We start from the raw sequence: 13,934 nt of genomic DNA, 5'->3' as shown, positions 1-13,934 counted from the left end.
CTGCTTCAAAGCCAGAGCCGAATTATGTTATAGCAATTAACTAACATGACGCCTCTGGATTTGGGGAGCTCTATTTTATTTGACATCACAAAGTGGGAGGCGTGACTTATGCCAGAGAAAAAGCTGGTAATAGAAATGAAAGGGATTTCAAAAGAGTTTCCAGGGGTAAAAGCACTGTCAAATGTGAATTTGAAGTTATATGCAGGTGAAATTCATGCGTTGATGGGCGAGAACGGTGCCGGAAAATCCACATTGGTTAAGGTCTTGACTGGGGTTTATCCATATGATGAAGGGACTACGGAGCTTGAGGGCCAGCCTTTTAAAGTAGCAACGCCTTTAGACGCTCAGGAATTAGGAATAAACACGGTCTACCAAGAAGTGAATTTATGTCCTAACCTTTCAGTGGTTGAAAACATCTTTATCGGCCGTGAAATCATGAAAAAAGGAAGAATCGATTGGAAAGAAATGAACAAGCGTGCAAAGGAAGTTCTAGCCAGGCTGAATCTTGATATTGATGTGACGAAGCAAGTTTCCTCGTACTCGGTGGCTATCCAACAAATGGTGGCTATTGCCCGTTCTCTTAATGTCTCAGCTAAGGTGCTTATATTGGATGAACCGACTTCGAGTTTGGATGCGAACGAAGTGAAGCAGTTGTTTGCAGTGATGAGAAAGCTTAGGGATGAAGGGCTTGCCCTTATATTCATCAGCCATTTTCTTGAGCAGATTTACGAAATAACAGATCGTATTACGGTGTTAAGAAACGGAGAATGGGTCGGCGAATATATGACAAAAGATCTTCCGCGATTGGAACTCGTTTCTAAAATGATCGGCAAAGAGCTAAATGAATTTGAGTCGATTGCTCATAAAACTGAAGAAAAAGAAGATGATGGGGATATTTTGCTCGAGGCGAACAATGTTTTCAAAAAAGGAAGTGTTGAGCCTTTTGACTTGAAAATCCGCCGAGGTGAAATTTTTGGATTTGCTGGATTGTTGGGTTCAGGCAGAACCGAGCTTGCCCGTCTTCTGTTTGGGGCCGATAAGGCTGACAGCGGAGAAATTAAAGTCAACGGCCGCAAAGTTTCTCTAAGTTCTCCTAAAAAAGCCATTTCAAATGGCATCGCCTTTTGTTCGGAAAACAGAAAAAAAGAAGGCATTATTGCAGATCTGAGCATCCGTGAAAATATGGTGTTGGCGATACAGGCAAGAAAAGGTTGGTTTAATTACATGCCGAAGAAAAAACAAAATGAACTTATAAACAATTACATCCAATTATTGAATATCAACCCACCGAATCCCGAACAACTTATCAAAAATTTAAGTGGCGGTAATCAGCAAAAAGTGCTTTTGGCCCGGTGGCTAATTACCAATCCAGACTTACTGATTCTTGATGAACCGACTAGGGGAATTGATATTGGTGCTAAAGGCGAAATTCAAAAATTGATGCTTTCTTTGAGCGAAGAAGGAATGTCGATTGTGTTCATTTCGGCGGAGCTGGAAGAAATACTTAGAACATGCCAAAAAATCGCAGTGATGAGGGATCATGAAAAAGTATCGGAAATTCATAATGACGCCAGCGTTACACAGCAAAGCATCATGAAGAAAATGGCCGGAGGGATGTAACATGATGAAATCTAAATTATTCTGGCCACTCCTTGTGTTGGCTTGTATTTTAGGCATAAATTTGATTTTTGATCCTAGTTTCTTTTCTATTGAAGTCAGAGGCGGCCATTTGACAGGAAGTTTAGTGGATATCGCGAATCGCGTTACTCCGCTGCTATTGATTTCGATAGGGATGACCTTAGTTATTGCGACTAAAGGAATCGACTTGTCTGTAGGATCGGTAATTGCCATGTCCGGCGCTATGGCAGCTTTTGTTGTCGGACGCCCCGGCATTTCAGACGATAGTTTGGCACCGCTATTTCTTGCTATCGCGCTTTCGGTCGGTTTGGCCTTATTGGTCGGCTTATGGAACGGCGTACTGGTTTCACGTATAGGCGTCCAACCAATTGTGGCAACCCTGATCCTCATGATTGCTGGCCGTGGAATTGCCCAGTTGATCACTAACGGACAAATTACAACTATCTATTATGAGCCATACTCGTTCATTGGAGCTGGCTATTTGTTCATGATTCCGTTTTCGATTTACATAGCAGTGGCTGTTTATATCTTGGCTCTTCTGCTAACCCGAAAAACATCGCTAGGGCTGTTTATTGAATCGGTTGGATCAAATCCCGAAGCTAGCCGTTTAGCGGGTCTCAATTCAAAGAACATCATGTTGATGGTATATGCATTTTCAGGGGTATGTGCCGGTATTGGCGGACTTATCTTAAGTTCGAACGTAGCTGCAGCAGATGGCAATAATGCTGGTCTCTATTATGAGCTAGATGCGATACTCGCTGTGGTTATTGGCGGTACTACTCTTATGGGTGGACGCTTTTTCTTGACTGGCACCGTTATCGGGGCGCTGATCATTCAATCACTGACAACTACGATTTACTCGATCGGAATTCCACCGGAAGTTAACTTGGTCGTTAAAGCGGTTGTCGTGCTAGTGGTTTGCCTTTTGCAATCCCCAGAATTCAGAAAAAAAATTACGGGCGGATTTATGGTTAAAAAGCCGGCTAAAAAAGAAGGAGTGGCTCAGCCGTGAAATCACTTAAACTAAAATCCCAGCATATACCTGTACTGGTCACTCTGGTCTTGTTTGTGGCCATGTATGCTTTTGGGTCTTTGCGATACGATAACTTTTTCTCGACTCAAGTATTCTTGAATTTGTTTGTCAACAATGCTTTTTTGATTATTGCTGCAGTGGGAATGACGTTTGTCATTTTATCTGGGGGTATCGATCTTTCTGTCGGATCTGTGATTGCTTTAACAAGTATGGTGGCGGCATCTTTACTGCAAGATGGACAATTATCCGCTTTGATTGTTATTCCAATTTCCTTGATGGTCGGTACAACTTTAGGGTTTATCATGGGCTGCTTTATTCATTTTTTCAATCTGCAACCTTTTATCGTCACATTGGCGGGGTTGTTTTTAGCGCGCGGCCTTGCTTACTTGGTCAGCATTGAAACCATTTCCATCACCAATCCGTTTTTCAGCTATATGGCTAGTGCAAGATTCCCTATTTTCGATGGATTCATCTCAATCAGCGTAATTATTTCCTTGGTCGTGGTGGCGATCGGCATCTTTGTCGCCAAGTCTACAAAGTTCGGGCGTAACATTTATGCAATCGGCGGGAATGAACAATCTGCACTTCTCATGGGCTTGCCTGTTGGCCGGACAAAAATACTGATTTATACGTTAAGCGGTTTTTGTGCATCTCTAGCTGGTTTAGTATTCACGTTTTATATGCTGTCGGGTTATGCTCTGCACGCCAATGGCCTGGAATTGGACGTCATTGCAGCTGTAGTGATTGGAGGCACGTTGCTGACAGGCGGAATGGGCTATGTAGCAGGCAGCGTATTTGGCGTGCTCATTCTAGGCGTTATTCAAACGCTCATTGTATTTGAAGGGACACTAAGTTCATGGTGGACAAAAATTGCAATCGGCGTCTTATTGCTGGCGTTCATCGTTTTCCAGCGTGTATTCATCACGCTTAGTGAAAACAAGAAAACGATTAAACCGAAAAGTGATGCTGAGAAAAAAGCGCTCAATCTTGAATCGAATGCAAAACCCGGAGCTACTGCCGGCAGGTGATAAAAATTATATTGGTTTCTAAGAAAGGAAAGTGAATAGATGAAAAATAAATTTTATTTATCAATCTCTTTAATTGTCCTTCTGATCCTAAGTACGATTCCTCCTGTCTTCCAGCCGCAGAGTTATGCGGCAGAAGGCAATGGGTTGATTTTGCATTATGATATGAGTTCGATATACAAAGATGGCGACAAAGTGGTTGTTCCGGATATTTCCGGAAGTGGGTTGGGGTTTGACGGGATTTTTAAAAATCCGGAAAATGGCCAAGTCGTAAAAAATGAAGAAGTGGGGTATGCCGCATTCAATGGCGGCAGTTCCAGTTCTAAAAGCGGATACATTGAAATTCCTAAAAGCAAAGACGGGGCCGATCTACTGTCAGGGTTAAAAGATGTGACGGTCTCAGCATTGGTCAATTGGAGCAACGACGGGCAAAACCGATGGATTTACGGTTTCGGCAAAGTGTCAAACGATATTGAAAATGGCAACGCTTACTTTTTCACAACGCCCCGGCATGGCATCAACAACAGCAACGTAATTGCTTCGGGAATATCGAATGCCGGCTGGAGAAATGAAGCGTTGGTCAGAGGAAGCCAAGGGTTGAAAGATTCGGACTGGCAAGTAGTCACAACGGTATTTTCAGGTGCAGCCAATACCATAACCATTTATGTGAACGGCCAGAGAGTGGCGTCCGGTTCTGCCGGCGGAAAGAAACTGGCTGACATTATAGATTCTTCGTCAAGTTTTTCCGGCTTTATCGGAAAATCGATTTTCCAGAATGACCCTTACTATAAAGGGATGATCAGTGATTTCCGTGTTTACGACAATGCCCTTACTGCTGGGCAAGTAGCTGATTTAGCTGCTCAAACAACAGGCAAAATCGATCAAATCGATAAACTTGTGTTAAATGATGCGCATGAATCTTTGGACGTCTCAGATTATTTGGCGGAAAGCGATGCATCAACAGATAAAATCACTGAAGATTTAACGCTTCCCGCAATAGGAAAACATGGAGTGAAGATCACTTGGTCTTCAAACAATCCTGAAATACTTGCAGCAGACGGTAAAGTTACCCGCCCAGCTGCAGATGGCCCTGCAGGCAACGTCGAACTAACAGCGACGCTTTCATACAAAAACTTGACTGCAACTAAAACTTTCGGTGTAACCGTCTTAAATGAATTGTCTAACCAGCAAAGCGCGGAACAGGATGCTGATGCAATCACCATCTACAATCAAGAAAATATTAAAGGAAATATTCGATTGGCTGAATCTGGAGAAAACGGTTCATCAATCGCTTGGGAATCTTCCCATCCGGAAATTATCAAAGGGACAGAACAAGCCGGCGGGGATGCAAAAGAAGTTGGCCGGTTAATCCGTCCGGAGGCGGATACGGCTGTAACATTGACGGCCGTCGTTTCAAAAGGCGATGCTGAAGTTGAAAAAACATTCGAAGTCACGGTAGTGGCAGATCCCGGAAAGAAAGAATATGACGCCTACTTCTTTTCTTACTTTACAGGGGAATATGAAGGCGGGGAGGAAATCTCTTTCGCAACAGCCAAAGACCCATTGCGCTGGAATGCTTTGAATAATGGCCAGTCTGTTATTCAATCCGATATGGGTGAAAAAGGGTTGCGCGATCCATTTGTAATGAGATCCCCAGAAGGCGACAAATTCTATATGATTGCGACTGATTTGAAAATGGGGGAAAGCACGAACTTTGACCAGGCTCAGATTACCGGAAGCCATTCCCTGATGGTTTGGGAATCGGACGACCTTGTAAACTGGAGTGAACAGCGGATGGTCGAAGTAGCTCCCGAAAATGGCGGCAATACGTGGGCTCCGGAAGCGATCTATAATGAAAAGACTGGAGAGTACGTGGTGTTTTGGGCGTCTTCTATTCCTGACAAAGACACTTACGGAAGTTATCCGAACGGACGCCCGAACGGTCAGTACAATGTTATGTACTATGCAACTACAAGAGACTTCTACGAATTCTCGGAACCGAAAGTCATGATTGATGAATCGTTCCCGACAATCGACACAAGTTTTGTACAAGACGGAAATACGCTATACCGATTCACAAAATCCGAAGTGAATTACAAAGTCTATTATGAAAAAGCATTGAACTTTTTTGACGATCTTGACGGCATCGAAGAAAACGGGTTCCAATTCGAACCGATTGCCGGCACGAAAAGCGGCAACCGTGGTTTGATCGGCCATGGCGGAAACAATGAAGGACAAACGATCTTCAAAGATTTGAAAGAAGAAAAATGGTATTTATTCCTTGATTCGTGGCCGTATCATGTGCGGTGGACAACGGATCTGGAAGACGGCCAGCAGCTGGTCAATAACGTTTTGCCGGAGTCAGAATATGCGCTGCCGCCAGGACCACGCCACGGTACCGTAATTCCGATTACAACCGGGGAATATGATGCGCTTCAAGAAAAATATGGCATGCCGGCACCAGAACCTGCTAAAAAGCCGGTCGTCCATTATACCTTCGATAAAGATGATGTAGAGGGTACGACAGTGAAAGACGCATCCGGCAACGGGCATGACGCTGAACTTGTAGGCGGAGCAGCCATCAATGAATCAGATTTTGTAGAAGGCAAGACAGAAGCTGTTGACTTGGATGGTTCAACCGGCTACGTGAAAATGCCTGAAAACTTGATCCAAGATTTAAATCTTAAAAACATGACCATGTCGACTTGGGTGCAAGTGGATAAAGGGCAAGCAAATCAGCGGATTTTCGACTTTTCTTCTGATACGGGCAGAGTTGCCAACCGGAATACGATGTATTTGAGTACACAAGGAGACACTGGAAAATTGGAGTTTGCAATCGTTACTCCTTTTAGTGAAAAATTTGGCAGTGCTTCTACTCTGCTTGGCGCCAATTACAAATACGCACTTAGAGCACCTGGCATCTCCACTGGCGAATGGCATCACGTTGCGGTGTCGGTAAACGACTTTGACGCTGCTTTATATGTGGATGGCGAAAAAGTAGCCAATAGCTCCACTTTCAATATGGAGCCAAGAATGCTTTTGGAAACTACCATGAACAATCTGGGCAAGTCCAGCAGAGACGGCCATAATCTATTTGATGGCAAGTTCGATGACTTTAAGATTTTCAATCGTGCACTGTCATCCGAAGAAATTGTCGGTTTGATGGATCCGGCAGACGAAACGGCTCCGACAGCGCCGAGCGATCTGAAAGCGGAAGCTTCGACCGACAGTGTGGAGTTGAGCTGGACCGCTTCGACCGACAACGTGGAAGTGGCGGGCTATAAAGTCTACCGAGACGGTGAAGAAGTAGGCACAACCGAGTCGACATCTTACAGCGACGCGGAACTTTCAGACGCGCAAACGTACGAATACAGCGTTCGGGCGTTTGACGCTGCAGGCAACGTATCGGACGCGAGCGAACCGGTGAAGGTGACCACATCGACAAGTCTCGAGCTGCTTGAAGAAAAATTGGCAGAGCTTGTGGAAAGCGGTGACGTCAACGGTCCGCTGGTGAAAAAGCTGGAAAACAGCCTCGCACAAGCGCAGCACCACAAGGCGAAAGGAAACAGCGCCCAGGCTGCCAAGCATTTGGAGGATTTTGTGAAGCATTTAGACAAAGCGAAGGCGGACCAAGTGACGGAAGATGCGCTTACGTCCTTAAAAATTCGTGCCAAATTATTGATCAATGCTAAGTGAATCCATCCTGCAAAGAATAGCGTTGAGTAAAAGTTATCTATGAAAAGTTAAAAAGTATGAGAAATGCAGCTAACTGGTTAGCTGCATTTTTCGCACTAAAACATACAACTTTAATAACAGCTTGCACTGAAGTTATACGTTTTAGAAGCTGGGCTGCTTTTTAAACTTGTAATGAATCAGTCTGAACAACGAGAAAGGTAGAGTTTTACTGCGCTTTAATTTTTCTTTCACAACAACTATCAAAACTATTGAAATAATTAAACAACACTTATTGCATGTACGTACATTTTGTATTATGATTAATTTATTATCATAACATATACGTACAAAAGGAAGGGGCGTCAAGGATGTTAGAGGACTTGAAGCAACAAGTACTAGAGGCCAACTTAGCTTTGCCTGAACATAATTTAGTCACTTTTACATGGGGAAATGTAAGCGGTATCAATCGGGAGCTGGGGCTTATCGTCATCAAACCAAGTGGAGTTGCTTATGCCGACTTGAAAAAAGAAGACATGGTAGTTGTTGATTTTTCGGGCAATGTGGTTGAAGGAAATCTAAAGCCGTCTTCTGACACGCCAACTCATATATTTCTGTATCAAAATTTTCCAGGGATCGGCGGAATTGTCCATACCCATGCACCTTTCTCTACAAGTTGGGCACAAGCTGGAAAAGGCATTCCGGCTCTTGGGACTACTCATGCAGATTATTTTTATGGAACGATTCCGTGTACGAGAGAAATGCGCAAAGAGGAGATTGCTGGTGCTTATGAAGAAGAAACCGGAAAAGTGATTGTTGAAACTTTCGAAGACCTCAATCCATATGAAATACCAAGTGTACTGGTGCATAGCCATGCACCATTTTCGTGGGGGAAGAATCCGGAAGAGGCCGTACATAATGCGGTTGTACTGGAAAAAGTGGCCGAAATGGCGCTTCAGACATATCAGCTCAACAACGCTTTAACCAGCATGGACCAGCAGTTATTGGATAAGCATTACTTGAGAAAACATGGCGCGGGCGCCTATTACGGACAAAGCAAAGAAGGGGTGAAGTAGATGGGCAAAAAGTATGCAATTGGAGTGGATTATGGCACTGAATCCGGACGGGCGGTGCTTGTTTCTTTGGAAGATGGCAGAGAAATTGCCGATCATGTCACACTTTATCGACATGGAGTTATTGATAAAGAACTTCCGGGCACCTCGATTCATTTAGGCCACGAATGGGCGCTGCAGCATCCGGGCGATTATATAGAAGTATTGCATAATTCGATTCCGAAAGTGTTGGAACAAGCCAAAGTGCATCCGGATGATGTGATTGGCATCGGCATAGATTTTACTTCTTGCACGATGTTGCCTATCGATGAGGCAGGACAGCCTTTGTCCAATCATCCGGAATTGCAGGAAAATCCGCATAGCTGGATCAAATTATGGAAGCACCACGCGGCTCAAGAAGAAGCAAACCGGTTGAACGCAATTGCTGAACAAAGAGGAGAACGATTCTTGCCAAGATATGGCGGCAAAATTTCGTCGGAATGGATGATAGCAAAAATCTGGCAAATTTTAAACGAAGCACCAGACATTTATGGAAAGACAGACCGCTTTGTCGAAGCGACTGATTGGGTCACTTCTCAACTGACCGGCGAATTAGTCCGCAATAGCTGCACGGCTGGCTATAAATCGATCTGGCATAAAAAAGACGGCTACCCTAGCAAGGATTTTTTCAAGGCGCTCGATCCACGGCTGGAAAATTTGGCGGAAACGAAACTTCGCGGCGATATTGTCCCTGTCGGCACCAAAGCAGGTGAACTCACGGCAGAAATGGCAAAGGCAACTGGATTGAATGCCGGCATTGCAGTAGCGGTCGGGAATGTGGACGCGCATGTTTCTGTGCCAGCGATGGGAGTCACCGGACCTGGAAAAATGGTGATGGCGATGGGCACTTCGATTTGTTCCTTGCTTCTGGGCGAAGAGGAAAAGCAAGTGGAGGGCATGTGCGGAGTCGTTGAAGACGGGATCATTCCTGGTTTTTACGGCTATGAGGCAGGGCAAGCTGCTGTCGGCGATCTTTTTGCCTGGTATGTGAAGAATGCAGTACCGGGTTATGTTGAAGAAGAAGCGGAAGCCGCAGGCGTGAATGTCCACCAATGGCTGGAACAGAAAGCCTCTATCTACAAACCGGGTGAAACGGGGTTGCTTGCACTTGATTGGTGGAACGGCAACCGGTCGGTATTGGTGGATACAGATTTAAGCGGCTTAATTTTAGGGATGTCTTTAAAGACGAAGCCGGAAGAAATCTACCGGACCCTTCTCGAGTCGACTGCGTTCGGAACCCGGAAAATTGTAGAAGCATTTACAACGAATGGATTGGCCGTCGATGAATTATATGTTTGCGGCGGCTTGCCGCATAAAAACCGATTGCTGATGCAAATATACGCAGATGTAACCAATCGGGTCATAAAAGTCGCGGATTCTTACCAGACTCCGGCATTGGGAGCTGCCATGTTTGGTGCTGTAGCGGCAGGCTCAGCAAACGGAGGCTTTGACTCGATTTTGGACGCGACGAGAAAAATGGCGCGAGTAAAAGATGAAGTCATTCGGCCAATACCGGAAAATGCCGCTATTTACGATAAGCTTTATGCTGAATACACAAAGCTGCACGATTATTTCGGCCGCGGCGAGAACGATGTGATGAAGCGATTGCGAGCCATACGGTCAAATAGTCAAAAAGTGAACATACTAGTCTAATTATCGGAGGAGATTGCATGATTGAAATTAAACCTTATGAATTTTGGTTTCTGACAGGAAGCCAGCACCTTTACGGTGAAGAAGTTCTTAAAGAAGTTGAAAACAATTCGAAAATTATTTGCGAAGAATTGAACAAAAATCAAAATATCACCTCAAACATTATTTTCAAATCCATCTTAACCAACGCAGCTGATGTCAGGAAAGTTATGTTAGAGGCAAATAGCGATGAAAATTGTGCAGGGGTCATCACGTGGATGCACACATTTTCTCCGGCTAAACTGTGGATTTCAGGCCTTACGGTATTGCAAAAGCCACTGCTCCATTTGAATACTCAATTTAACCGGGATATTCCGTGGAAGGAAATTGACATGGATTTTATGAATTTGAATCAGTCTGCTCACGGAGACCGTGAATACGGGTTTATGGGCACTCGAATGGGAATTGCCCGAAAAGTAGTTGCAGGCCATTGGAAGAATGACGGTGTCACAAAAAAAATCGATGCTTGGATGAAGACGTCAATAGCAGTTACAGAAGGAGCGAATATCCGAGTAGCGCGCTTCGGCGATAATATGCGCAATGTCGCTGTCACAGATGGCGACAAAGTGGAAGCGCAGATTAAATTTGGCTGGACAGTAGACTATTATGGAATTGGCGATTTAGTAGAAGAAATAGAAAAAGTGCCTCAGGAAGAAATAGAGAAGTTGTATAAGGAATATGAAGAGCAGTATGATCTGCCTCAAGAAGCTGAGGAGCCAGGTGAAATTAGGGACGCTATTTTGGAACAGGCCCGTATTGAATTAGGCTTGAAGAGATTTTTATCCGAGCGAAATTACAATGCATTTACAACAAACTTTGAAGATCTGCATGGCATGAAGCAGCTTCCGGGCTTAGCCGCGCAGCGTCTTATGGCAGAAGGCTACGGTTTTGCCGGTGAAGGCGACTGGAGAACGGCGGCTTTACTGCGAATGATGAAAATAATAGCCGAAAACAAAGGGACTTCTTTTATGGAAGATTATACGTACCACTTAGACCCTGAAAATGAAATGGTATTGGGATCGCATATGCTGGAAATTTGCCCTACTATTGCAGCTACAAAGCCTAAGGTGGTTGTACAGCCGCTTGTTATGGGTCAAAAAGCTGACCCAGCCCGTTTGGTTTTTGATGGCCAGGGCGGCCAAGCGGTAGTAGCTTCTTTGATCGAATTGGGCGGCAGGTACCGTCTTGTGGTAAACGAAGTTCAAGCGGAACATCAGTTGGAAGAAACGCCAAATTTGCCGGTTGCCAAAGTGCTCTGGAAACCGGAACCGTCTTTAGGTGAAGCGATTGAGTCTTGGATTTACGCAGGAGGAGCCCACCATACGGTATTTTCAAATGCTGTGTCAGCTGATCAACTGTTTGAATTCGCTAACATGGTCAACATTGAATGCGTAATTATTGATAAGGATACGAACGTTAAACAGCTGAGAAACGAATTGAAATTGAGCGAAGCTGTTTGGCGATAAGAACACTTTGTGCAAAAAGGCTTGCCGTAAAGTAACCGGCAAGTCTTTATGCATATGGAGAAATGCATTAATGTGCTTTAGCGATAAGATATGGTATGTTTAACATGTACGAATGAGTTTGCGGCTTCCATTTAAACTCTTGCGAATTGAGGTAATAATTATGACGACCAAATACAATATGGTAAAACAAGCGATAAAAGCAAAGATTTTAGATGGAATCTATAAACCGAACGAAAAAATAAGTTCGGAAAGTGAATTGATGAAAGAGTTTGGCGTGAGCCGCCATACGGTTAGATTGGCAATTGGCGATTTAGTGTCGACTGGCTGGCTTTACCGGCAGCAGGGATCGGGGACGTTTTGCGCAGACCGCAGCATGTTTGAAACTACTCAAAGTTCGAATGCCCAGAAAAACATTGCGATTGTAACTACGTATCTTTCAGATTATATTTTTCCATCAATTATCAGGGGTGCGGAAATGAAACTCAGTGAAGAAGGTTATCAGGTCAGTATATTTAGTACAAACAACGACCATGAAATAGAGCGGACAGTTTTGGAGAAAATTCTTTCCCAACAGTTCGATGGCGTCATTGTCGAGCCGACAAAGAGTGCCTATTCAAATCCGAATATCGCCTACTACTTAAAATTGGAACAACTTTCGATTCCCTACATTATGATCAATGCTTACTATGACGAACTAGAGCCGATAAGCATCGTCATGGATGATGAAAAAGGTGGGTTTTTGCAGACGGAGCATTTGATTAAACTGGGGCACAGCAATATTGTCGGCTGTTTTAAAACAGACGATACACAAGGGGTAAGACGGATGAAAGGTTTTTTAAAAGCCCATAGGCAATACAATATCCCTATTAAGCCGTCTCACATCATCACCTACAAAACAGAGGAAAAAAACTCAAAACCTATCGAGGAATTGGAGAAGCTTCTTGCTTCGAACAACCATTCAATAACAGGCTTGGTTTGTTATAACGACGAACTGGCTATGAGATTGCTGGAATTGCTGCGCGTCAAAAATATCCGTGTTCCTGAAGAAATTTCAATGGTCGGTCATGATGATTCAATGCTGGCCGAAATTTCAGAAGTGAAATTAACCTCCATTGCCCATCCGAAAAGCGAAATGGGAGAACTGGCTGCCGGAGCGATTGTCGATTTGGTTAAGGCAAAAAATAAGAAAACAACCAGTTTCAGCGCCAGTTCAAAAGTGTATGAACCGGAACTTATAGTAAGAAGTTCGACAAAAGATTTGAATTCTGTTGAGACCTTGGCATGAGTGGGCTAACCTCAGTTTAAACGTAAATTTAATCACTACCTAAAAAGACAAGCCCCCTGTATATTCGGGGGCTTGTCTTTTGGGTTGCTTCTTAGATAGAAGATTCCGCGGTCTTCCTCGAAACGCTTCGGCTTTTTCTGCCGAGCGCATTGACGATGATCACGCCAGCAATAGCGATGACGCCGCCTACAAGTGCCAGTGAGGTCGGCAATTCATGAAGCCATAGCCAAGCGACGATAATGGCGACTGCCGGCTCCAAATAAATAAGACTTGAAACCGAGCTTGCATTTTCCATCGACAGTGCGGTCGACCAAGTGACATATGCAACAGCCGCTGGAAAAACTCCGACGTACAGAGCGGACAAATGGGCTTCCATCGTTGCATTCTGAAGTGCTGTAAAAATTCCTGGTGAAAAAATAAAAAATGGCAACGTGCCGGCCCAAGTGAAATAGGCGGTCAATTCAATAGCTGAATAGCGGGCGAACAATGGTTTTTGGAAAACGAAAAAAACAGACGTGGCAAAAGCGGCGACTAGCACGAGCAATGCGCCGCTTGTTAAAGTCAATGAAGCACCTGCAGAGCCAAAGGCGATAAAGAGAATGCCGATAAAGCCAATGCCAAGTCCGAGCCAGCCAAGTCCAGTCAAGCGCTCTTTTAATACGAACGCTGCGATTAATGCTGTGAAGATTGGACCTGAACCGACCAGCATACCTGCAGTTCCGGCTGAGATAGTTTCCATGCCAAACGTGACGCAAATATGATAGACGCTGATTCCGATCCAGCCCAGTAGGAGAATCCGAACGGCATCACCTGTTTGCGGCAAGCGGAATTTTGTCCCGGGCCACAGCGCATATATAAGAAAAAGAAGGGAGGCAACCGAAAAGCGGACAAGCACGTTCTGGCCCGCGTCATATCCGCCTTGTAAACTAACGCGGATGGCTGCAAATGAAGATCCCCATATAACAATCGAAAATAATGCCAGTGAAAAAGCTTTTGCGTTCAAACAATCTCCTC

General features: G+C 44.4%; 9 protein-coding genes. 8 read left to right on the top strand and 1 reads right to left on the bottom strand.

Annotated elements, in window-relative coordinates:
* Positions 1-108 precede the first annotated feature (108 nt).
* The 8 genes from FQV28_RS15510 (at position 109) to FQV28_RS15475 (ending at position 12,920) form a co-directional block, all read left to right on the top strand.
* On the top strand, positions 109-1,620 hold the full coding sequence (locus FQV28_RS15510; protein ID WP_146497419.1) for a sugar ABC transporter ATP-binding protein: 1,512 nt from the start codon (positions 109-111) through the stop codon (positions 1,618-1,620).
* 1 nt (position 1,621) lies between these two features.
* The gene (locus FQV28_RS15505; RefSeq protein ID WP_146497418.1) at positions 1,622-2,650 is read left to right on the top strand and encodes an ABC transporter permease; all 1,029 of its coding nucleotides are present in this window, start codon (positions 1,622-1,624) and stop codon (positions 2,648-2,650) included.
* Positions 2,647-3,699 (top strand): galactofuranose ABC transporter, permease protein YjfF, encoded by a 1,053-nt coding sequence (gene yjfF, locus FQV28_RS15500; RefSeq protein ID WP_146497417.1) that lies wholly within the window; start codon positions 2,647-2,649, stop codon positions 3,697-3,699. The genes FQV28_RS15505 and yjfF overlap by 4 nt, the downstream gene beginning before the upstream one ends.
* Before the next feature lie 39 nt (positions 3,700-3,738).
* Complete coding sequence (locus FQV28_RS15495) at positions 3,739-7,392, top strand: LamG-like jellyroll fold domain-containing protein (protein ID WP_146497416.1); 3,654 nt, start codon at positions 3,739-3,741, stop codon at positions 7,390-7,392.
* Between the two features lie 347 nt (positions 7,393-7,739).
* Positions 7,740-8,444 (top strand): L-ribulose-5-phosphate 4-epimerase, encoded by a 705-nt coding sequence (gene araD, locus FQV28_RS15490; RefSeq protein WP_146497415.1) that lies wholly within the window; start codon positions 7,740-7,742, stop codon positions 8,442-8,444.
* Positions 8,445-10,133, top strand: a complete 1,689-nt coding sequence (locus FQV28_RS15485; protein WP_146497414.1) for a ribulokinase — start codon at positions 8,445-8,447, stop codon at positions 10,131-10,133. It abuts the gene before it with no gap.
* A 17-nt stretch (positions 10,134-10,150) separates the two neighbouring features.
* On the top strand, positions 10,151-11,635 hold the full coding sequence (gene araA, locus FQV28_RS15480; protein WP_146497413.1) for an L-arabinose isomerase: 1,485 nt from the start codon (positions 10,151-10,153) through the stop codon (positions 11,633-11,635).
* 160 nt (positions 11,636-11,795) lie between these two features.
* Positions 11,796-12,920 (top strand): GntR family transcriptional regulator, encoded by a 1,125-nt coding sequence (locus FQV28_RS15475; RefSeq protein WP_146497412.1) that lies wholly within the window; start codon positions 11,796-11,798, stop codon positions 12,918-12,920.
* A gap of 91 nt (positions 12,921-13,011) precedes the next feature.
* On the opposite strand, the gene FQV28_RS15470 is transcribed toward FQV28_RS15475, so the two are convergent.
* Positions 13,012-13,923, bottom strand: coding sequence for a DMT family transporter (locus FQV28_RS15470; RefSeq protein ID WP_146497411.1), 912 nt, complete (start codon positions 13,921-13,923; stop codon positions 13,012-13,014).
* Positions 13,924-13,934 lie beyond the last annotated feature (11 nt).

This window comes from Planomicrobium sp. CPCC 101079 (assembly GCF_007859275.1).
Classification (GTDB): Bacteria; Bacillota; Bacilli; order Bacillales_A; family Planococcaceae; genus Planococcus.
This window is presented reverse-complemented; position numbering and strand designations above follow the sequence as displayed.